The sequence below is a fragment of the Streptomyces sp. NPDC048420 genome (genome assembly GCF_040651535.1).
GTDB lineage: Bacteria > Actinomycetota > Actinomycetes > Streptomycetales > Streptomycetaceae > Streptomyces.
On sequence record NZ_JBEZKG010000028.1, the window covers coordinates 1 to 21,926 of the forward strand.

16 protein-coding genes are annotated in these 21,926 nt (G+C 70.6%); 9 read left to right on the forward strand and 7 right to left on the reverse strand.

The features are described from left to right. The first annotated feature begins 457 nt into the window (after positions 1-457). Both AB0D34_RS38335 and ptsP read left to right on the forward strand, forming a co-directional pair. Positions 458-907, forward strand: a complete 450-nt coding sequence (locus AB0D34_RS38335) for a PTS glucose transporter subunit IIA (RefSeq protein WP_362670571.1) — start codon at positions 458-460, stop codon at positions 905-907. A gap of 82 nt (positions 908-989) precedes the next feature. Next, positions 990-2,660 carry a phosphoenolpyruvate--protein phosphotransferase gene (gene ptsP, locus AB0D34_RS38340; RefSeq protein WP_362670574.1) on the forward strand — a complete coding sequence of 557 codons (1,671 nt, stop codon included), beginning with the start codon at positions 990-992 and terminating at the stop codon, positions 2,658-2,660. Positions 2,661-2,730: 70 nt separating this feature from the next. Here the strand turns inward: ptsP and AB0D34_RS38345 are convergent, their stop codons facing one another. Together AB0D34_RS38345 and AB0D34_RS38350 are read right to left on the reverse strand one after the other, a co-directional pair. Beyond that, a complete protein-coding gene (locus AB0D34_RS38345) occupies positions 2,731-3,624 on the reverse strand; it encodes a hypothetical protein (protein WP_362670576.1) in 894 nt (297 codons plus the stop codon). A 426-nt stretch (positions 3,625-4,050) separates the two neighbouring features. After that, on the reverse strand, positions 4,051-6,027 hold the full coding sequence (locus AB0D34_RS38350) for an acetoacetate--CoA ligase (protein ID WP_362670578.1): 1,977 nt from the start codon (positions 6,025-6,027) through the stop codon (positions 4,051-4,053). Between the two features lie 212 nt (positions 6,028-6,239). On the opposite strand from AB0D34_RS38350, the gene AB0D34_RS38355 reads away from it, so the two are divergent. Beyond that, positions 6,240-8,606: a TIM-barrel domain-containing protein gene (locus AB0D34_RS38355; RefSeq protein WP_362670580.1), complete on the forward strand. Its 2,367-nt coding sequence runs from the start codon at positions 6,240-6,242 to the stop codon at positions 8,604-8,606. Positions 8,607-8,609: 3 nt separating this feature from the next. Here AB0D34_RS38355 and AB0D34_RS38360 read toward each other — a convergent pair whose 3' ends face one another. Further along, positions 8,610-9,146 carry an NUDIX domain-containing protein gene (locus AB0D34_RS38360; protein WP_362670582.1) on the reverse strand — a complete coding sequence of 179 codons (537 nt, stop codon included), beginning with the start codon at positions 9,144-9,146 and terminating at the stop codon, positions 8,610-8,612. 135 nt (positions 9,147-9,281) lie between these two features. On the opposite strand from AB0D34_RS38360, the gene AB0D34_RS38365 reads away from it, so the two are divergent. The 5 genes from AB0D34_RS38365 to glpK all read left to right on the forward strand — a co-directional run bounded on the left by AB0D34_RS38365 (position 9,282) and on the right by glpK (position 15,845). Beyond that, positions 9,282-9,707, forward strand: a complete 426-nt coding sequence (locus AB0D34_RS38365) for a zinc ribbon domain-containing protein (protein WP_362670752.1) — start codon at positions 9,282-9,284, stop codon at positions 9,705-9,707. Next, positions 9,704-10,894 carry a lipid-transfer protein gene (locus AB0D34_RS38370; protein WP_362670585.1) on the forward strand — a complete coding sequence of 397 codons (1,191 nt, stop codon included), beginning with the start codon at positions 9,704-9,706 and terminating at the stop codon, positions 10,892-10,894. Before AB0D34_RS38365 ends, AB0D34_RS38370 begins: the two co-directional genes overlap by 4 nt. A 105-nt stretch (positions 10,895-10,999) precedes the next feature. Beyond that, positions 11,000-12,652, forward strand: a complete 1,653-nt coding sequence (locus AB0D34_RS38375; protein ID WP_362670587.1) for a GGDEF domain-containing protein — start codon at positions 11,000-11,002, stop codon at positions 12,650-12,652. Between the two features lie 843 nt (positions 12,653-13,495). Next, complete coding sequence (locus AB0D34_RS38380) at positions 13,496-14,221, forward strand: MIP/aquaporin family protein (protein WP_362670590.1); 726 nt, start codon at positions 13,496-13,498, stop codon at positions 14,219-14,221. A gap of 112 nt (positions 14,222-14,333) precedes the next feature. Further along, positions 14,334-15,845, forward strand: a complete 1,512-nt coding sequence (gene glpK, locus AB0D34_RS38385; RefSeq protein WP_362670593.1) for a glycerol kinase GlpK — start codon at positions 14,334-14,336, stop codon at positions 15,843-15,845. A gap of 69 nt (positions 15,846-15,914) precedes the next feature. Here glpK and AB0D34_RS38390 read toward each other — a convergent pair whose 3' ends face one another. From AB0D34_RS38390 to AB0D34_RS38405, 4 genes are all read right to left on the reverse strand, one after another. Continuing rightward, a complete protein-coding gene (locus AB0D34_RS38390) occupies positions 15,915-16,520 on the reverse strand; it encodes an ATP/GTP-binding protein (protein WP_362670755.1) in 606 nt (201 codons plus the stop codon). A gap of 461 nt (positions 16,521-16,981) precedes the next feature. Continuing rightward, complete coding sequence (locus AB0D34_RS38395) at positions 16,982-17,377, reverse strand: DUF742 domain-containing protein (protein WP_362670595.1); 396 nt, start codon at positions 17,375-17,377, stop codon at positions 16,982-16,984. A 9-nt stretch (positions 17,378-17,386) separates the two neighbouring features. Then, positions 17,387-17,809, reverse strand: coding sequence for a roadblock/LC7 domain-containing protein (locus AB0D34_RS38400; RefSeq protein WP_030321671.1), 423 nt, complete (start codon positions 17,807-17,809; stop codon positions 17,387-17,389). After that, positions 17,806-20,847: a nitrate- and nitrite sensing domain-containing protein gene (locus tag AB0D34_RS38405; RefSeq protein ID WP_362670598.1), complete on the reverse strand. Its 3,042-nt coding sequence runs from the start codon at positions 20,845-20,847 to the stop codon at positions 17,806-17,808. Before AB0D34_RS38405 ends, AB0D34_RS38400 begins: the two co-directional genes overlap by 4 nt. 430 nt (positions 20,848-21,277) lie before the next feature. Between AB0D34_RS38405 and AB0D34_RS38410 the strand changes: the two genes are divergently transcribed. Next, positions 21,278-21,817, forward strand: coding sequence for a hypothetical protein (locus AB0D34_RS38410; protein ID WP_362670600.1), 540 nt, complete (start codon positions 21,278-21,280; stop codon positions 21,815-21,817). The last annotated feature ends 109 nt before the right edge of the window (positions 21,818-21,926 follow it).

Below are 21,926 nucleotides of genomic sequence, written 5' to 3' on the forward strand. Positions count from 1 at the left end.
CCTCGCCCCAGCCGAATGACCGGAGACGGGGTATCAACATATCTGGCGTTGATTTTTGGCACGCTGTTGAGTTCTCAAGGAACGGACGCTTCCTTCGTACTCACCCTCTCGGGCTTTCCTCCAGGCGCTTCCCTTCGGTGTTTCAAACTCTATCAGTGTTTTTCCGGCCCTCTGACCACCATCCTGCAGGCATGCAGAAGTTGATCCGAGATAGGGTCTGACAAGTTTGGTTGCTGCCAGGCGCGGACGCTCGATCGCGTCGCTCGGCCTCAAGCAGGAGTACGACTGTACACGGGGCCTCGGAGGCGGTGCAAATCCATTGGGCTGGTGGTCTAGACCACCAGCGGGTATCTTCCATGCGGAACCCTCACTTCATCTGACATACGCTGCTGGACAGAGCCGTCCGAGACAGGCAGTGACGGCCCATATACGCAGCTCCACCCCTGGGAGGCTTCCCATGACCACCGTGACGTCCCCTCTGGCAGGACGCGCCATCGGACTGGCCGCCGTGCCTGATCCGGTCTTCTCCGGGGCCATGGTCGGCCCTGGTACGGCGATCGACCCCGTACGTGAACCGTCCGAGGCCGTCGCACCCGTCGACGGAGTGATCGTCTCTCTTCACCCGCACGCGTTCGTCGTCGTGGACGAGCAGGGGCACGGCGTACTCGTCCACCTCGGCATCGACACTGTGCAGCTCAACGGCGAGGGTTTCGAGCTGCTGGTGAACAAGGGCGACACCGTCACCCGGGGCCAGGCTGTCGTGCGTTGGAACCCGGCTGCCGTCGAGGCCGCCGGCAAGTCCGCGGTCTGCCCGGTCGTGGCTCTGGAGGCCACAGCCGAGGCCCTCTCCGAACTCCGTGACGACGGCGACGTGAAGGCCGGCGACAGTCTCTTCCTCTGGAAGTGACGTCGGTGCCGTCGTATGACGGCAAGTAGTGACGACAACCATCGCGGCGGCGGGACCCGCCGCACTATCGGAGACGGGTGAGATGGAGACAACGCTGCGAGGCGTCGGCGTGAGCCACGGTGTGGCGATCGGCGAGGTTCGGCACATGGGAACGGCGGTGCTGGAGCCGCCTGCCAAGCAGATTGCGGCGGAGGAGGCGGAGCGCGAACAGGGGCGCGCCCGCCAGGCCGTGGAGGCTGTGGCGGCCGACCTGATGGCGCGCGGCAATCTGGCGGGTGGCGAGGCCCAGGCAGTGCTCGAGGCGCAGGCCATGATGGCTCAGGACCCCGAGCTGATGGCGGACGTGGACCGGCGTATCGCCGTCGGCAGCACGGCCGAGCGTGCCGTGTACGACGCGTTTGCCGCGTACCGCGAGCTGCTGGCGAACGCCGGTGAATACCTCGCCGGACGGGTGGCCGACCTCGACGACGTGCGGAATCGGATCGTCGCTCGTCTGCTCGGGGTCCCGATGCCGGGTGTCCCGGACAGCGACGAGCCGTATGTTCTGGTGGCGCGTGATCTCGCCCCCGCCGACACCGCTCTGCTGGACCCGACACTTGTCCTGGGTTTCGTCACCGAGGAGGGCGGGCCGACCAGCCACAGCGCGATTCTGGCGCGGGCGCTCGGTGTGCCGGCCGTCGTGGCACTGCCGGGTGCCGGTGAGCTCGCCGAGGGCACGGTCATCGCTGTCGACGGCAGCACCGGCGACATCTTCGTGAATCCGAGCGACGAGAAGAAGGCCGAGCTGGAGGCCGCTGCCGCCGCGCGGAAGGCCGCGCTCGCCGCGTCGACCGGCCCGGGTGCCACCGCCGACGGCCACAAGGTGCCGCTGCTGGCCAACGTCGGCGGTCCGGCTGACGTACCTGCCGCGGTCGAGGCGGGGGCCGAGGGTGTCGGTCTCTTCCGCACCGAGTTCCTCTTTCTCGACGACAGCAAGAACGCTCCGTCGGAGGAGAAGCAGGTCGAGGCCTACCGTCAGGTCCTCGAGGCGTTCCCTGAGGGGCGCGTCGTGGTCCGTGTGCTGGACGCGGGCGCGGACAAGCCGCTGGACTTCCTGACGCCGTCAGACGAACCGAACCCGGCGCTGGGTGTGCGTGGGCTGCGGACTCTGCTCGACCACCCGGACGTGCTGCGCACGCAGCTGACGGCGCTCGCGAAGGCCGCCGCGGGCCTGCCGGTCTACCTCGAGGTCATGGCCCCGATGGTGGCGGACCGCGCCGATGCCAGGGCGTTCGCCGACGCGTGCCGGGAGGCGGGACTGCGGGCGAAGTTCGGCGCGATGGTGGAGATCCCCTCGGCCGCGCTGCGGGCGCGGTCGATACTTCAGGAGGTCGAGTTCCTGTCCCTGGGGACCAACGACCTCGCGCAGTACACGTTCGCAGCCGACCGGCAGGTGGGTGCGGTGTCGCGGCTGCAGGATCCGTGGCAGCCCGCGCTCCTCGACCTGGTCGCGCTGTCCGCCGAGGCGGCGAAGGCCGAGGGCAAGAGCTGTGGTGTCTGCGGCGAGGCCGCGTCCGACCCGCTGCTCGCCTGTGTGCTGACCGGTCTCGGGGTCACCTCTCTTTCCATGGGTGCGGCGTCCATTCCTTATGTCCGGACGGCGCTGGCGAAGTACACGCTGGCGCAGTGCGAGCGTGCGGCCGCTGCCGCGCGGGCCGCCGACAGTGCCGAAGAGGCGCGCGACGCGGCTCAGGCGGTGCTGTCGGGCGAGTAGCCGGACCGAGTCGGCCGACCGAGGTTCCGTAGAGGGCGCTCCACCCGCGGGTGGAGCGCCCTCCGCGTGTTCAGTGGTTGTGGCGCGGTGCCTGTCCTTCCAGGCCGAGGTCGGGCGGCACGCAGTAGTCGACGTCCGATTCCGGGGAGATCAGGTCGCCGTTGTCGATGTCGGTGCAGTAGGCGTCGAAGACTTCTCCGGCAGTGAGGGGTTCGAGGCCGTCGCCGCGCAGGCGCCAGCCGTAGATGCGGTCGGTGATTCCTGGGGTGGTGGTGCGCATGACGAGTCCGCCGGGGCACTGGGTGGCGATGCCGAGTGCGAGGACGGTGGTGAATTCGAGGGCCTCGGCCTCGTCGAGTCGTACGGCCCCCTCGGTGTTCTCGTCGGAGTGGAGGACGGAGACGAGGGTTTCCGGGGTACCGGTGATGCTGCAGACGAGGTGGTGTTCGCCTGGATGGGCGGTGTCGAGGATGCGGACGAGGAGGTTCGAGGCGCGGGTGAAGGCCGCGCGGCCGATGTCCTCCCCGCAGGAGCCACAGGCGCCGAGGCGGGCGAGGAGTGTGGTCGCGTATTCCCAGGTGGCTTGGCGGACCGCTTCGTCCACGAGGGCCGGCACCAGGTCGGTGAGGGGCTGGCCCTCATAAGGGAGTGCCGGTCCGGTGGTGGCGAGTTCCGCCGTGAAGCGTGTGCGGCTCGACGGGATGTCCGGGTTCAGGCCCGTCTCCTCGCAGAACTCTGCGTACTCCAGTGGGTCGAAGAGGGCAACGGTGGTGTGGCTGCCTTGTGCGGCGCGGGCCCTCAAGAGGGCTTCGACCTGTTTCAGGTAGGTCGCGTGGTCGTCGAAGGTGAAGCTTCGGTAGCGCCGCATGGCGCGGAAGTCGTGTTCGTCGGTGAGCAGGCCGATGGTGCCCGCGATTTCGCGGCGCAGGACGCGTCGCATTGTCTGGTGGTCGGTGTGCGCCATGATTTCCCCCTGTGCGCAGTCGATCAATGCTCACTCACAGTAACCGGCGGCACTGACAACGCGGTCCGGGTGGGGGTGTCCGGATCAGCTGGTGCTGGATTCCGCAGGTCAGGGCGATGGAGCGCCGACTGCGGCCCATCCCGCCGGGTCGGTGGCGATGGTTGCGGTGACCGCGAGTGTTCCGAAGGTGTCTTTCGGCGGCCGCGAGGCCCTCGTGCTGCCGGTGCGGTCGCACCAGGGAGTTCGCCGTCTGGTCGTGGACCGGGGTGCTTCAAGGCGGTGACGGTATGGGGGCGGGACGGGGCTTCTCCGCAGCGCGCATGTGGATCACGATCGGCGAGGTGGAGCCTGCCGACGCGGCGCGGTCGGCCTCGGACTTCATCGACGTACTCGGTGAGTCCGAGGCCCCTACGGGTGGTTGCCCCCTCATGCGCGTTTGCGGGCCAGGTCCTCATAGAAGTGCAGCAGGTCGAGATTGTCGATGGAGCCCGCGTTGACGGCCTTGTCCAGCGGGGTGCCCTGGAGGAGGCGCTTGACCGGCACCTCGATGCGCTTCCCGGTCAGGGTGTGCGGGATTCCGGGTACCTCGATGACCTCGTCGGGGATGTGGCGGGGCGAGAGGTTCTCGCGGATGGTCTGCTTGATGCGGTCCAGGAGGGCCTGGTCCAGGGCCGCCCCGGGGACGAGATGCACGAACAGCGGCATCCAGTAGCCGCCGTCGGGTTGTTCGATGCCGATGACCAGGGATTCCTTGATCTCGGGGAGCCGCTCCACGGCCTCGTAGATGTCGGCCGAGCCCATGCGGACACCCTGCCGGTTGAGCGTCGAGTCGGAGCGGCCGTGGATGACGACCGAGCCGCGTGAGGTGACGGTGATCCAGTCGCCGTGTCGCCATACGCCGGGATAGGTGTCGAAGTAACTGTCGTGGTAGCGGCTGCCGTCGGGGTCGTTCCAGAAGTGGATCGGCATCGACGGCATCGGGTTGGTGACGACGAGTTCACCGACTTCGTCGATCAGGGGATCGCCGCTGGGGTCCCAGGACTGCAGGTCGGTGCCCAGGCCGGCTGCCTGGAGCTCCCCGATGTACACGGGCAGGGTCGGCACGGCGCCCGCGAAGCAGGAGCACACATCCGTGCCGCCGCTGACGGAGGCGATCCACAGGTCCGCCCCGCTCTCCGCGAACTCGTCGTGCAGCCAGCGGAAGCCGTCGGGCGGGAGCGGTGAGCCGGTGGTGGCCACGCACTGCACCTTGGAGAGGTCGAAGTCGCGCGCGGGGTGCACGTCTGCCTTGCGGCAGGCCATGACGTACGCGGCCGAGGTGCCGTAGAGCGTGGCGCCCGTGCGTTCGGCGACCCGCCACTGGGCGCCGGTGTCCGGGTAGCCGGGGCTGCCGTCGTACAGGACGACGGTCGTGCCGGTGAGGAGGCCGGAGACGAGGAAGTTCCACATCATCCAGCCCGTGGAGGTGTACCAGAAGAAACGGTCCTCGGGGCCGAGGTCGCAGTGCAGGCCGAGCTGCTTCAGGTGCTCGACGAGGATGCCGCCCTGGGACTGGACGATCGCCTTGGGCAGGCCGGTCGTACCCGAGGAGTAGAGGACCCACAGGGGGTGTGCGAAGGGGACCTGTTCGAATACCGGCTCCGTGTCGGCGCTGGTCAGGGCCGACCACTCCAGGGCGCCTTCGGGGGCCTCGGTGCCCAGGAGCGGAATGTGGACGACGGCACGCAGGGAGGGCAGTTCGCGGCGGAGTTCGGCGACCGTCTCGCGGCGGTCGTGCTCCTTGCCGCCGTAGCGGTAGCCGTCGACGGTGAACAGGACCACCGGTTCGACCTGCTGGAAGCGGTCCAGGACGCTGCGGGCGCCGAAGTCGGGGGCGCAGGACGTCCAGACGGCACCGACGGCGGCGGTGGCGAGGAGGGCGACCACGGCCTGCGGGATGTTCGGGAGGTAGCCGCTGACGCGGTCTCCCGGCTGTACACCGAGGGCGCGCAGCTCGGCGGCCAGGGAGCCGACCTGGCGCCGCAGCTCGGACCAGGTCACCGGGCGCGGCTCATGGATCTCGTCGACGTACAGGAGGGCCTGGTCGTCCGCGCGGGTCTCGGCCGCGCGCAGGGCGTGTTCGGCGTAGTTGAGGGTGGCTCCCGGGAACCATTCGGCGCCGGGCATCGAGCGGTCGCCCAGCACGCGCGCGTAGGGCGTCGAGAACCGTACGTCGAACCACTGGGTGACGGCTTTCCAGAACGTCTCCAGCTCGTCCACGGACCAGCGGTGGAGGGCCGCGTAGCCGCCTTCGGCCGGGGCTCCGTGGTGTTCGGCCGCCCAGGCCTGGAATCTGGTGACCTGGGAACGGGCGATGCGCTGCGGATCTGGCTGCCAGAGCGGCTGAGGGTTCAGGGTCGGCATGGGGCGGCTCCCGGACTGTGCGCGTCGTGTGCGTCTCCCGCGCACGGGCTGGGGTGTGCGCGTGAGCGGCTGACAGGGACGATGCCATGTGATCAACTTCTACGCCAGGGTGCGGCCCACATAGTCCGTGTCGTGAAGATGTGGTCCCGGCACGGGTGAACGGCAGTTGAACGGCACGCGCGCGTGGGGCAGTGAGTGGCAGGGTGAGCAGCATGAACGGTCGTGACCTGGTGCGTTCGGTGAAGGCGGTTGGTTCCGTGGGGGCGCCCCAAGGGTTGCGGACCGTCCGCGCGGCATGGCGCAGGAGGCGTATCGACGCCACCGGGCTGCCGGCGCGAGGGGCCGAGCGCGCGCGGGTGCCGGGTCCGGTCCAGGATGTCGAGCCGGGACCCGGCGGAGGTGTCGTCCGGTTCAGCCGCTCCGAGCTGCGGATCGTCGTCGCGGTGAACGGGGCGGTCTTCTGGGGCTGGGACGATGCCGAGCCCGAGCCGTCGTACGCGCTGGTGGGCCGCTGCCCGGAGCCGGATCCCCGGGCGGTGCTCGAGCCGGACAAGGACGGCGGCTGGCGGGTCGTGGCCGAGCGGGCGACGGTCGTGGTGTCCCGGCACGGCGCGGTCGAGGTGCGTACGCCCGGCGGGGTGACCCTGCGCCGGGATCTGCCGCCCCGGTGGTGGGAACCGGTGAACGGCGGCGCGGCGCGCTGGATGCAGCGGTCGGAGGTCGGTGCGGACGCGCGCTTCTTCGGGCTGGGGGGACGGGCGTCGGGGCCGCGGCTGCGGGACGGAACGTATCGGCTGTGGAACACCGATCCCGGGCGGGCGTTCGGGCCGGGTGACGATCCGCTGTACGTCACGATGCCGGTGCAACTGGTGGTGGCCGACGCCGCCACCCACCTCGTGTTCCACGACACGTCGTGGGACGGCACCGTGACCCTCAGGGAGGGCGAGGAGGGAGCCGGGTCCGGGCACGACCGGGCGGGGACGAGTGAGCTGCGGATGGACGGCGGCCCGCTGCGCTGCTGGGTGATGGTGGGCACGCCCGCGCGCGTGCTGCTCGCCTGGGCCTCGCTGACGGGTGCGCCCGCCTTGCCGCCGTCGTGGGCGCTCGGCCATCATCACGCCCGCTGGGGCTTCGGCAGCGAGCAGGAGGTGCGGCGGATCGTCGCCCGGTACCGGGAGCACGGTCTGCCACTCGACGCCGTCCATCTCGACATAGACCACCTGGACGAGCACCAGGTGTTCACGGTCGACCAGGAGCGCTTCCCCGAACTCCCCCAACTGGCCGAGGAACTGGGCAGGGACGGGATCCGGCTGGTGTCGATCGTCAACCCGGCCGTCAAGGCCGCGCCCGGCAACGCCGTCCACGACAGCGGAACGGCCGAGGACGCCTTCGTGCGGGACGCGTCCGGGCGGCTCGTGGAAGGGGTCGTGTGGCCCGGGGAGGCGGTCTTTCCGGACTTCACGCACGCGCGTGTGCGGGCGTGGTGGGGTCGCCTCTATCAGGAGCGGCTCAAGGCGGGGTTCGCGGGCTTCTGGCACGACATGAACGAACCCACCTCCTTCAACGCCTTCGGGGAGTCCACTCTGCCGCGATCGGCCAGGCACGCCCTGGAAGGCCGGGGCGGTGACCACCGAGAGGCCCACAACGTCTACGCGCTGTGCATGGCCCAGGCCGGCTACGAGGGTCTGCGTGAACTGGTGCCCGAAGAGCGGCCCTTCCTGTTCTCGCGCTCCGGATGGGCCGGCATGCAGCGCTACGGCGGCACCTGGTCCGGCGACGTGGCCAGCGGGTGGCCCGGTCTGCGCGCCTCACTGTCCCTGGTCATGGGGCTCGGGTTGTGCGGGGTGCCGTACTCCGGGCCCGATGTGGGCGGCTTCGACGGGAACCCGTCACCCGAGCTGTATCTGCGCTGGTTCCAACTCGGCGCGTTTCTGCCGCTGTTCCGTACGCACGCGAGTCTGCGTGCGGGACGCAGGGAGCCGTGGGAGTTCGGGCCCGAGGTACTGGAGCACGCGCGCGTGGCGCTCCTGGAACGTCGGCGGCTGCTGCCGTACTTCAGGACGCTCGCGCAGTTGGCCCGGCGTACCGGAGCCCCCTATGTGCGCCCCTTGTGGTGGTCCGCGCCGGAGGACCGCGCCCTGCGGGACTGCGAGGACGCCTTCCTGCTGGGTGACTGTCTGCTCGTGGCACCGGTGCTCGATCCCGGCAGCGACCGGCGTGCGGTCCAGCTGCCGCGGGGCCGCTGGTACGACACGGCGACAGAGCGGGTGTACGAGGGGCCGGGGCAGGTGCTCGTCGACGCTCCCCTGTCCAGGATTCCGGTGCTCGCGCGCGCGGGTGCCGTCATCCCGGTGCGCAGCGAGGACGGCGGTCTCGAACTGGAGGTGTGGGCGCCCGCCCGGGGCCGGAGCGGAGGTGGGCTGGTCGTCGAGCATGCGGGCGACGGGTGGGACGAACCGGAGATCGAACGCTACGTCGCCCGCTGGGAGGGCCGGAAGGTGGTCGTTCAGCGGGAGGGTGAGGACGGCCTGAGCGAGCCGTCCCACCCGGTGCGGCTGCGCGGGCTCGGAGCGCGCTGAGTCTCAGACGTAACGGCCCTCGAACCAGGCCCGTGCGGCCAGTGTGTGCAGGGGGAAGGCGAGCTCCTCCGGCCTGCGCAGGAGGTGCCAGCCCTCCGTCTCGTCGGTGGCGGCGGACTGCGGGAGCCCGTCGGCGGGACGCTCCGGCAGCACCCCGAACAACAGCAGGTGCCCGTCGGTCGAGCTGAGCGCGTCGACGAGCCGTACGTCGCGGCTCGCCGCCTCGATGCCGGTCTCTTCCTTGAGCTCACGGACCAGGGCGTGCCGCCAGTCCTCGCGGTGGTCGATGAATCCGCCGGGCAGTGCGATGCCTCCGCGCGCGGGAGCGATGGTTCGGGTGATGACGACCAGGGCGGTGCCCTGGGTGTCGTACACGGGCTGGAGTGCGACGGCGACCGGCAGGGGGTTGCGGTAGGCCACGGCGTTGCAGACGGGACAGGTGCGGGGCCAGCCCGCGACGCCCTCTCCGTAGGGCGCTCCACAGCTCGAACAGTGGGAGCCGGGCGCGGAGTTGGGGATGGAGTGCTGGGTTTCGGACACTCGGCGGACTGTATCCGATCATCGGTGGGTCCGGTTCCGTTGGGTCCTCTGCCTCTTTGCGGCCGCCCGTGCGACACTTCTGACGTACCGTCAGATCCAATCCGGGGAGGGGTCTTGCCACGTACGCGCACACCAGTGGTCGTCGGGTGGTTCGCCGGCGAAGGAGACGAGTTCACGCTTCTCGGCACGCGGTGCTCCGCCTGTTCCTCGGTCTACTTCCCGCGTGAGGACGGCCATTGCCGCAACCCGGTATGTGCCGGTGGAGATCTGGCGGAGATTCCCCTTTCCCGCCGGGGTCGTGTCTGGTCCTACACGGACGGTCGGTATCGACCGCCGTCACCCTATGTGACCGATCCGGAACTTCCGTGGGAGCCGTACACGTTGATCGCTGTGGAGCTGCCCGCCGAACGGATGGTGGTGCTGGGGCAGGCGGCTCCGGGGGTGGCCGTCGCCGATCTGACGGTGGGCGCGGAGGTGGAGGTCGTCCCCGGGGTGCTCCATGAAGACGACGAGACGGTCTGGACGACGTGGAACTGGCGGCCGACGGGGGTGACGGCGTGACGGGGGACGTGGCGGTGCTCGGCGTGGGCATGCACCCCTGGGGCAAGTGGGGGCGGGGTTTCGTCGAGTACGGCGTGACGGCGGCCCGCGCGGCGCTGGCCGACGCCGGTCTGGAGTGGCGGGACATCGGCTCGGTCGTCGGCGCCGACACCGTGCGGGGCGGGTATCCGGGCTATGTGGCGGGGGCGACCTTCGCGAAGGCGCTGGGCTGGCAGGGGGCCCGTGTCACCAGCGTGTACGCGGCGTGCGCGTCGGGAGCCCAGGCGGTGGCCGCAGCGCGGGCGCAGATCCTCGCCGGTCTGGCCGACGTGGTGCTGGTGGTCGGTGCCGACTCGGCACCCAAAGGGTTCTTCCGGCCCGCGGGCGGCGACCGGCCCGACGACCCGGACTGGCTGCGGTTCCGAGTCCTCGGGGCGACCAACCCCACCTACTTCGGGCTCTACGCGCGCAGGCGCATGGCCCTGCACGGGGACACACCGGAGGACTTCGCGCAGGTCAAGGTGAAGAACTCCGCCATGGGCGCACTCAACCCCTACGCGCGCTACCGGAAGCGGGTCACCGCGGAAGAGGTCGCGGCCTCCGCCGTGGTGGCCGATCCGCTGCGGCTGCTGGACATCTGCGCCACCTCGGACGGCGGGGCCGCGCTGGTGCTCTCCAGCATGGAGTTCGCGCGGCGACGGGGCAGGGCCGAGCCGGTGCGGATCAGGGCGGTGTCGACAGTGACGCCGACGTATCCGAACACCGTGCTGGACCTGCCGGACATCGCGACGGACTCGGCCGTCGCGGTCGAGCCCGCCGCCGACACCTTCCGTGCCTCGATCGCGCGCGCGGCCTACGAGGAGGCCGGTGCCGGGCCGGAGGATCTCTCGCTGGCCGAGGTGTACGATCTGTCGACCGCCCTGGAGTTGCAGTGGTACGAGGATCTGGGGCTGTGCGGGGAGGGCGAGGGCGCGAAGCTCCTGCGTGAGGGGGCGACTGCCCCGGGCGGGCGCATACCCGTCAACATGAGCGGCGGGCTCGCCTCTTTCGGTGAGGCGGTCCCCGCCCAGGCGATCGCCCAGGTCTGCGAACTGACCTGGCAGTTGCGAGGCGACGCGGGTGACCGGCAGGTTCCGCACGCGCGCTTGGGGATCACCGCGAACCAGGGGCTGTTCGGGCACGGGTCGGCGGTGATAGCCGTGAGGTGATCCGGGGAAAGGGGTTACTCATACGCTGCGTGAGCGCCCCGGAATCCTGCGTGAACGTCTCATGAACTGGGCTTGGGCGGGTACGAAGGGCGCCATCATGCTCCCGTGCGCTCCTGGACGGACACTCTCCGCTTCGCCTTCCAACCGGTGGTCAATCTGGCCACCGGCGGCGTGGCCGGGCTGGAGGTGCTCGCCCGTCCCGAGGCCGGCGACATCCTGGCCGAGGCCCGCCGCGACCCCGAACTCGACGGACAGCTCACCGTGTTGGCGGTGCGGGCGGCCGCGCGCCGGGAGACGCTGCTGCCGCTGCACGTCAACGTGTTCGCGGGCACCCTCGCCGACCTGGGCGGGCTGACTCCGCTGCACCACGCGGTACGCGAGGTGGGGCGGCTGCCGTGGGAGGTCACGATCGACGTGGGTCCGCCGTACACGCATGTGCCGCATCAGGCACTGCTGGAGGCGATCGCCGAGTTGCGGGCACAAGGCTTCCGGATCAGCGCGGACGGGGTCGGCGACGGGGACGTACCGCTGAGGCTGCTTGTCGACATGTCGCCCGACGTCGTGAAGCTCGACGGGTCGCTGCTGGTGCGGCCTTCCGCGGTACGGGCGACGCGGACGCTGTGCGACGAGCTCGGGGCGCTGCTGTGCGTCGAGGGCGTGGAGACGGAACTGCAGTACGCGGCGGCCCTGTCTGCGGGCGCGCAGCTCGCGCAGGGCACGCTGTTCGCGCCGCCGTCCCGGCTGCCCGCGGCGGAAGTGTACGTTCCGCCCCGCTCCCCCGGTGACGCGGCACCACCGCGGTCCTGGCCGTCGGTACGCGAGTTCGTGCGCCCCGCCGCGCTGTTGCCGGCCACCGCGTCCGCGGGACAGGTGCGGGCGCTGCTGACCGGGTCTCCCGACGTGTCGGGGGTGCTGCTCGTGGACCGGAACGGGGTGCCGTTCCGGTCGGTGCACCGGTCGCGGTTCCTGCTGTCGATGTCGGGCCGTTACGGACACGCGTTGTATGCCGACCGGCCCGCCGCCAAGCTCGGTGACCCGCCGCGGACGGTGGGGATCGACGCCACCGCCTGGGAGGTCCTGGACGTGGTCGCCGTCGGCGCCCGGGACCGTACGTCGGACGACGTGGCCGTGGTCGACCGGTACGGCCGCTGCGTGGGCGTCGTACGGCTCGCTGATCTCGTACGGGCGCTGGGCGATACCCGGGTGGAGGAGGCGGCCGGTCTCAACCCGCTGACGCGGCTGCCGGGTTCGGACGCGATCACGGGTGAGGTGGACCGGTGTGTCGCGGCCGGGCGGACCTTCGCCCTGAGCTGGCTGGACGTCGATCACTTCAAACAGGTCAACGACGGGGCCGGGTTCGCGGCGGGCGACGAGCTGATCCGGTCGGTGGGCCGGGCGCTGCAGCACGCGGCCGCCGACACCGCGCGTGTGGGGCACATCGGCGGGGACGACTTCCTGGTCCTGACGGACCCGGAGGAACTGGCCCCGCTGGCCGCCTCGGTGCTCGACGCGCCCTGGACAGCGGGCGGGCGGCCCGTGACGCTGTCGCTGGCCACCGTGGTGTGCGTGCCGGGGAGCGTGGCGGACCACCGGGAGGCGGCCGCGTGTCTGGCACCGCTGAAGAAGGCCGCGAAGGCGCTCAGCGGGGCGAGTTGGGTCGTGGGGCGGGCGGGGCTGCCCGGGCACGAGATCCGGCGCGGAGCGGGCACGGAGGCCACTTCCACGGGGTATGCGGTGGCGGAGCCGGGGAGGGGCTGAGCGTGTGTCTCGGCCGGGGCGAGCAGAGCGCGTGTCTGAGCCGGCACGAGGTTGAGCCCGTGCCGGGGGGGAAGGCGGTGAGTGCGTGTCGGGGCTGGGAGGGGCTGAGCGTCTGTCGGAGCCTAGATGAGGCAGGGAAGACGCCGAGCGTGCGCCGGGGGCTGGGGCTGCGGAGGGGCTGAGCGTGTGTCCCGGCGGGGGCGAGGCTGAGCGCGTGCCGGAGCCGGGAAGACGCCGAGCGCCTGTCGGAGCCGAGGCGAGGCTGAGCCCGTGCCGAGACCGGGAACACGCCGAGCCCGTGCCGGAGCCGGGAACACGCCGAGCGCCTGTCGGAGCCGAGGCGAGGCTGAGCCCGTGCCGAGACCGGGAACACGCCGAGCGCGTGCCGGAGCCGGGAACACACCGAGCGCCTGTCGGAGCCGGGAACACACCGAGCGCCTGTCGGAGCCGGGGTGAGGCTGGGAAGCTGAGCGTGTTTCGGGGCCGGCCCGGTCGGCCCCGCGCATGCCGATCGAGGACGCCCTCGTACGACGGCCCGCGGTTCCGTCGTCCCTTCCCAACCGTTGTCGTCAGCGACCTTGACGCCCCCCGGGGCCCGGTGAACACTTCCGGTGTCAGTCGACATCGCCGTACATTCTCGGCGTATCCAGGCACCACGCCGCGCGGGCCCCCCACAGGCCAAGGCTCATACCCCCACGGGCGATTCGGCTGCGACGGCACGCTCGTCGCGGACGCCGGGCGGGGCGCGGGATCCTCCCTGCCCTCGGCAGTTCGCCAAGGGAACCGCAACCCTGCACGGAGGACCGGGGCGGGAACGTCCCGGGCCAGGGCCTAGGAGCCGCCATGAGCAACGGAGACGTATTTCTCGGCGAGGTCATCGGTACGGCGATTCTGATCCTCTTCGGCGCCGGCGTCGTCGCCGCCGTCGTACTCAACTACTCCAAGGCGAAGGATGCCGGCTGGGTCGTCATCGCGTTCGGCTGGGGCTTCGGCGTACTGGCGGGGGCGTACACCGCCGCCCCGCTGTCCGGCGGGCACCTCAACCCCGCCGTGACCCTCGGAATCGCCGTCGACACCGGGGACTGGGACCAGGTTCCCGTGTACATCGCCGGGCAGATGGTCGGTGCCATGCTCGGGGCGGTCCTGTGCTGGCTGACCTATTACGCGCAGTTCCAGGTCAACGCCGAGGAGGAGATCGCCCAGCCAACGCTCGGGATCTTCTCCACCGCGCCCGCGATCCGCAATCCCGTGGCGAACCTGATCACCGAGATCATCGCGACGATCGGCCTGGTCCTGCCGATCCTGGCCTTCGGCCTCACCAAGGGACTCGGCGAGTCCGGTACCGCGGTGCTCGTCGTCGCCTTCCTGGTGGTCGGCATCGGTCTGTCGCTGGGCGGGCCCACCGGATACGCCATCAACCCGGCCCGTGACCTGGGCCCGCGCATCGTCCACACCCTGCTGCCGATCCCCAACAAGGGCACCTCGGACTGGGGTTACGCGTGGATCCCGGTGGTGGGACCGCTGATCGGCGGAGCGCTGTCCGGGGTGATCTTCAACGCAGCCTTCTGAAGCCCGGCCTTCTGAGGCACAGCCTTCTGAAGCACGTCCTTCCGAGACACGGCCATCTGAAGCACAGCCCTTGTGAAACGCAGCTCGTGCAGGAACTGACGAAGGGGACGTCATGACGGACAAGTTCGTCGCCGCTATCGACCAGGGCACCACCTCCAGCCGCTGCATCATCTTCAACCAGGACGGCGCGATCGTGGCCGTCGACCAGCGCGAGCACCGCCAGATCTTCCCCAAGCCCGGCTGGGTGGAGCACGACGCCACCGAGATCTGGTCCAAGGTGCAGGCCGTGGTCGCCGGGGCGATCGCCAAGGCCGGACTGCGCGCCGACCAGCTCAGCGCGCTCGGTATCACCAACCAGCGTGAGACGACGGTCCTTTGGGACCGCGCGACGGGCAAACCCGTACACAACGCGATCGTGTGGCAGGACACCCGCACCGCGGCCCTGACCAACCAACTCGGCGGCACGGACGGGCAGGACCGGTTCCGCGAGCAGACCGGGCTGCCGCTGGCCACCTACTTCTCGGGGCCGAAGGCGGCCTGGCTGCTGGACAACGTGCCGGGCCTACGCGCGCGTGCCGAGAACGGCGAGATCGCCTTCGGCACCATCGACTCCTGGCTGATCTGGAACCTCACCGGCGGCACGGACGGCGGGCAGCACGTCACCGACGTGACGAACGCCGGACGCACCATGCTGATGAACCTGGAGACCCTCCAGTGGGACCAGTCCATCCTGGACGCGATGAGCGTGCCGGACGCCGTGCTACCGGAGATCAAATCCTCTGCCGAGGTCTACGGCACCGCCGTGGGCCAACTCGCGGGTGTGCCCGTGGCGTCGGCACTGGGCGACCAGCAGGCCGCGGTGTTCGGACAGGCCTGCTACGACGTGGGCACGGCGAAGAACACGTACGGCACCGGCTCCTTCCTGCTGCTCAACACAGGCAACCGGCCGGTCCCGTCGAAGAGCGGGCTGCTGACCACCATGGGCTACAAGATCGGCGGTGAGGCGCCTGTCTACTGTCTGGAGGGGTCCATCGCCATAACGGGCGCCCTCGTCCAGTGGTTCCGCGACCAACTCGGCATCATCCGCAACGCCGACGAGATCGAGTCCCTGGCGGCGAGTGTCGACGACAACGGCGGCGCGTACATCGTGCCCGCCTTCTCCGGTCTGTTCGCGCCCTATTGGCGGTCCGACGCGCGTGGTGTCGTCACGGGGCTCACGCGGTACGTCACGAAGGCGCACCTCGCGCGGGCGGTCCTGGAGGCGACGAGCTGGCAGACCCGTGAGGTCGTGGACGCCATGTACCAGGACTCCGGGGTGCACATCACCACCCTGAAGGTGGACGGCGGCATGACCAAGAACAACCTGCTCATGCAGCACCAGGCGGATGTGCTGGACGTACCGGTGGTGCGGCCGAAGGTCTCCGAGACCACGTGTCTGGGCGCCGCGTACGCGGCCGGGCTCGCCACAGGCGTGTGGAACGACCTCGACGAGCTGAAGTCCCACTGGCAGAAGGACGTCGAGTGGACGCCGGACATGGAAGCGTCCGTCCGGGACCGTCAATACCACAACTGGCGCAAGGCCGTGGAGAAGAGCTTCGGCTGGGAGGACGACAGCGGGAACTAGGCACACACGCGTGGCGCCCTGAAGCCGCGGCCCGTACCCCTGTCGGCGGGGGTACGGGCCGCACCCGCCTCAGCTGGTGACGGTCTGACGGCGTCGCGCCGAGTACGCCATGGCGTGCTGGACGACTCCGACGAGAACGTCCTTGACCGACTGCTTGTCCCGGGCGTCGCACAGCACGACCGGTACGTCCGCGTCGAGGTCGAGGGCCTGCCGTACGTCCTCCTCCGGGTAACGGATGGCTCCCTCGAAGCAGTTGACGCCGACGAGGAAGGGTATGGAGCGCCGCTCGAAGTAGTCGACGGCGGCGAAGCAGTCCTCCAGGCGACGGGTGTCGGCGAGCACGACGGCTCCGAGGGCCCCCTCGGACAGCTCGTCCCACATGAACCAGAACCGTTCCTGTCCGGGGGTTCCGAACAGGTACAGCACCAGGTCCTCGCGCAGGGTGATGCGCCCGAAGTCCATGGCGACGGTGGTGGTGCGCTTGCCTTCCACACCGCGGGTGTCGTCGACCGGCCGGCCCGCCTCGGTGAGCAGTTCCTCGGTGCGCAGCGGCCTGATCTCGCTGACCGCGCCCACGAACGTGGTCTTGCCCACGCCGAAGCCGCCGGCCACCAGGATCTTGAGCGTGACGGGCTCGACCGGGGGCTTGCCGCGCTCAGAACGCCCGAAGATCATTGGTCTCTTCTCCTGCTTGCTGGGGGTGTTGAGGCGACCGCGGGCCATGGTCTCCGCCGCCGGGGGCTCGATGACGAGCACGTCGCGAGGGCGGGCGTCCGCCGAGTTCGGTGACCGTGGTCCCAGCACCGTAGGGTAACCGGACGCGCCGCACTGGTGGGCAAGCGCTTGTGAGTGGCCAGGCAGCCGTGGGGGGTCGCGCGACGATGCCGGTGAAGGTGGCGCCTCTGTCGGCAAGGAACTGCCAGCCAGTCGTCACGTCCGTCTCCCCGATCGCACTGCTCGGCACCGTGTCCGCGGGCTGGTGGCCGGCTGTCCGCGGACGATCGTCGACGATCGGTCAGATCATATCGGCAGGGGGATCGGCGCCTGCCGCGGACCGGTGGCCGATCCCCACGGACGCCGTCCGTGAGCGCCTCGCGGCACTGACGGAGCGGCCCCCGGACGGTCGGGACGGGTGGTCACAGGGCCCTGAGGCCGTTGATCACATCGCGCAGGATGCTCTCGTCCGGGAGCTCGGCGGGCGGCACCGGCCGGTTCACATGGACCCACTCCGAGTCGACGAGATCGCCTATGAGGACCCGTACGACCCCGATGGGCAGGTCGAGTTCGGAGGACAGCTCGGCGACCGACTGCGGGGTGTCCCGGCACAGATCGACGATGTCCACGTGCTCAGGGGACAGCGAGTGGTCCCCGTCGGGGTCGTCCGTGTGGGGTTCGGCCACGACGACCGCGATGAGGTCGAGACGGTGCTGGCCGACACTTGTGGTGCGGCCGCGCGTCATGGCGTACGGACGGACCACCGGTCCGGCCTCGTCGTCGAACCAGTGGCTTCTTCCCTGACCGTCTGTGCTCATGCCATCTCACTACCCGCCCTGAGGCAGATCGGTGCGCGGGGCGGCCCCGAGATGTACACCGACCCGCTTGACCAGGAGCGTCATCTCGTACGCGACGAGGCCCACGTCCGAGTCGGCGTCGGAGAGGACGGCAAGGCAGCTTCCGTCGCCCGCGGCCGTCACGAACAGGAACGCGTCGTCCAGCTCGACCACGGTCTGCCGGACGTTGCCCGCCTCGAAGTGCCGGCCCACACCCTTGGCAAGGCTGTGGAACCCGGACGCCACGGCGGCGAGGTGCTCGCTGTCCTCGCGGGTCAGGTCCTGGGACACACCGGTCGGGAGGCCGTCGCTGGAGAGCACCAGGGCCTTGCGGATGCTCGCGACACGGTCCACCAGGTCGTCGAGGAGCCAGTTCAGCTCGCCGGACTTGTCGGTCGCCTTCGGTGCGGTCATCGACCGTCCCCCTTAGTCGTTCGTTGTGGTGCTGTGCCGCCTGGCGTGTCGTCACCTGCGGCGTTCTCCTCGCGGCCACGCTGCCAGCCGCGCTGGAGCGAGGCCATTCGGCTGCGTACCTCGTCGGCGTCCCGTTCGGCGGGCTCAGCCTGGTTCTGGGGGCGCCGCTCGGGGCTCTGCTTGAGCTGCGGGGCCAGGTTGGCCTGTCGTACCCGGCGGGGCAGCGGGGCGGTGCCGGAAGCGGCGTCCTGCGGCCCCGGTGCGGCGCCCAGGGGCGGCCTGGCCGAGCCGGACGCTCCAGGGGCGGAGTCGCCCCAGCCGGGCCGTACGACGCCACCCGGGGCGGAGTCGGTCGGGCCACCCCTCCCCAGGGCGCCAGGAGCGGTGCCGCCGGCGCCGAGAGCGGGCGTGTCCGGCCTGCCGGTGGCCCCGGTGGCGGAGTCCTCCGGACCCGTACCGCTCGACGCGATCTCGGCACGCCGGGTGCGCCGGGGCAGGGCGGGAGCGCCGGGCATCCCGCCGAGTTCACGGCTCGGTGACGCCGGAGAGGCCGGGGACGCCGAAGAGGCCGGGGCCTGCGTCAGCTCGTCGAGACGGTCGGCCACGCCGGTGCCCCGGCGCAGGGCCGCGGCCCGGCGACGGCTGGGCAGCGTCGGGGGTTCGGAGCGCGCGGGCACCGGGCCCACCGCGGGCGTCGCCTGCGTCCGGGACGTACCCGGGCCGATCGCCGGTGGCTCGTCGCTGTCCTCGCGGCCCGGACGCTCGTCGGTGACCGGGCGTCCGTGGGAGCTGACCAGCTTGGGAGTACGGCGGAGCGGCAGCGACACGGGGGCGTCCGGACCGTCGCCGCCGATGCCGGCCCCGTCGATGTCCGTGGCCCCGTCGTCGGCCTGGGCCAGTGAGCGGCGCGGACGGAACAGCCCGCCGCGCTCGCTGTCCTCGGAGTCGAGCACATCCGGGAAGTCGTTCAGGGCGTCCAGGTCGACGGGCGCCTCCAGTTCGACCGGGCCGTTCAGGATCGCCGGAGGCCTACCGGGCAGATGGGCCGGCCCACGGGTCAGCGACACCCGCTGCGCCTGCTCCAGTTCGGCCTCCTTCGACGGCTGGGGCCGGTCGAGGCGGAAGCCGATGCCGTTGGTGTCGGGGATGTCGTCGGTCAGCAGCGCGTCCGGGATGAAGACCACGGCCGTGGTGCCGCCGTAGGGCGAAGGCTGGAGCGAGACGCGGACGTTCTGCCGCTGGGCGAGCCGGCTGACCACGAACAGGCCCAGCCGGTCGGTGTCGGACAGCTCGAACTCCGGTGTCTCGGCGAGCCGGAGGTTGGCGTCGAGCAGCGAGTCGGCGGCCATGCCGAGGCCGCGGTCGTGGATCTCCAGCGTGAAGCCGTTGGCGACCCGCTCGCCCAGGACCTGGACGGCGGTGTGCGGCGGGGAGAACACGGTGGCGTTCTCCAGGAGTTCGGCCACGAGGTGCGTGAGGTCCGCGACGGCCGGTCCGGTCACGGCCACCCGGGGCAGCCTGCGGACCTCGATGCGCTCGTAGTCCTCGACCTCGGCGACGGCGGCGCGTACGACGTCCATGAGCTGGACGGGTTTGCGCCACTGCCGGGAGGGCGCGGCGCCGGAGAGGATCACGAGGCCCTCGGCGTGCCGGCGCATACGGGTGGTCAGGTGGTCCAGGCGGAACAGGTCGGCGAGTTCGTCGGTGTCCTCGGTGCGGCGCTCCATGGTGTCGAGCAGAGTGAGCTGCTTGTGGAGCAGGACCTGGCTGCGCCGGGCGAGGTTGACGAAGACCTCGGAGACACCGGCGCGCAACTCGGCCTGCTTGACGGCGGCTTCGACGGCGGCGCGCTGGAGGGTGTTGAGGGCCTGGCCGACCTCGCCCATCTCGTTCTTGTCGTACTCCAGGCGCGGGACCTCGGTCTCGACGTCGACCTGTTCGCCCACCGAGAGGCGGCGCATCACGCTGGGCAGTCGTACGCCCGAGGCCTCGTGGGCCTCCAGGCGCAGCTGCCTCAGGTCACGGATGAGGGTACGGCCGACGCGCACGGACAGCACGAGCGAGAAGAGCAGGGCGATCAGTCCGAGGATGCCGACGGAGGCTGCCTTGACGATGACCCCCATCGCGTCCGGGCGGACCCGGTCCTGCAGGCGGTCGCCGGCCTGGTCGTCGAGCTTGGCGAGTTCGTCGAGCGCACCGCCCGCGGTCGCGTCCCAGCTCTTGGCGCTGACTTTGTTGAAGGTGCCGGGCTCGGCGGCGACGACGTCCTGCTCGGCGGAGCGCAGTGGAGCGGTGCCGGCGTTCTTCCAGAAGCCCTCGTAGCGCTCGCGTTCCGCCGTCGGCAGTACCGCCAGGCTGATGTCGTACATCAGGGTGCGTTGGGCGACGAGGTCGGACACATCACGGATCTCGTCGTGGTCCAGTTTCCCCACCACCAGGGCGGAGCTGAGCAACGCGTCCTCGCGGGACAGCATTTCACGGGCCCGGGTGATGTTCACCAGGGCGCGGGCCTGCTTGTCGAGTTCCACGCTGTCGGCGCCGTCGAGCGTGGCGAGGAGGGTGTAGCTGGGGTCGACGAGCCGGTTGTACTGGTCGAAGGCCTGGAGGCGGGAGACGGTACCGTCCTCGACGCCCCGGCGCAGCGCGTCGATGCCGTCGAACGCGTCCAGGACGGCGGTGAGGCGCTCGTCGTCGTCCTCGTCCAGACCATCGCGGACATCGGGATCGTGCGCGTTCTGGCGGAACTTGGCGATGGCTTCGTCGGAGGCGTTCCGCGTGCTGCGCAGCGCGGACAGGGCGTCCGACGCACGTGGGTCGGCGAGGTAGATCAGGCTCTGGCGTCGTTCCTGCTGGAGCACGCGGACCGTGTCCTCGGCGGGGTAGCCGAGTTTCTCGGTGACGGTCGACACCTGGAACAACCGGGTGACCTCACGTCCCGTCAGCACCGTGGCGAAGCCCCACACCGCGATCAGGGACACCAGCGGCACGAGAAGCAGCGCCACGATCTTCCGGCGGATCGACTTCCCGCGAAAGCGCATGGCCTCCCCCAGCTCGACCCCCGCCGGCCGGGGGTACATATGTACGTCAACAAACGGCGCGAGCCTACTACCGACGCACACGTAACTCGAAGCTCCCCCCGGAACCTGAACTTCCGCTCCGAGATCCAGACATGGGGAGTTGTCCTCCCATTACGGGAGATTGCCTCCTGGGTTCCGCCGGTCCGCGCCCGACCGGAACCGATCGGCCAGGGTGGGTGGTTGGCTGGATTTTTTCGTTTCTTTGACGTGGGGAGGGAATCTTGAAGGGGTCTTGTTCGTCCTTCTCTTCGGGAAATGGCGGTGGATTCGGCCACAGGAGCCGCATCTGCAACTGGGCGGCGTAAACCAGCGCAAGCCGGGCAGCCACCTTGAAGCCCGGTCCACGGACACCGGGACGATAGGTCTGCCGGCGGTGGGGAGTGACACGGTGATGGGCACGGCGGAACGACAGGAGGCGCCGGGCAGCGGCGGTGGGCCGGCGCGTGCGACGGCGGTGCGGCGCCCCGAGGCGTCGGCTCACGACACTCCGGCGAGGACGGGCGCGCCGAGCGGCTACGGCGCGGTCCAGGAGGGGCCGTACCGGCCATTGTGGGTCGAGGAGCCCGCGCGCAGGCGCCGACTGCCGGATCCGGTGCGGACCTCCGCGGTGCGGGCGGTGCTGATCATCGCCGTGACCCTGCTTCAGGCCATGGTGGCGTTCCTGTGCACTCTGGCCGGATCCTGGCTGGCGTTCCCGATGGTGCTGAGCAGTGTGGCCAGCACAGTGGTGGCCACATGGGGCGCGCTGGACGTCTGGGTGACCCGTCAGGTGTGGAACCAGCGCCACGGCGTGGTGTCGACCCCGAGCAGCACGGCGCGTGCGCTCCGGCGTGAGCGGCGCAAGGCGCGACGGGCCGCGCGCGTCGCTGCGCGGGCACAGGAGCGGATACGGCGCCAGGGCGGCGGCACCGGGCAGTTGTCGCACCCCTGAGTCCAGAACGGGTACAACGACCGTCGTCCAAGGATTCCGGGGTACGGAGCGCGGGCGACCGCGGGCTCGTTGTGATTGATCGCGCCCGCGCGGCGGAGCCGCATATCGA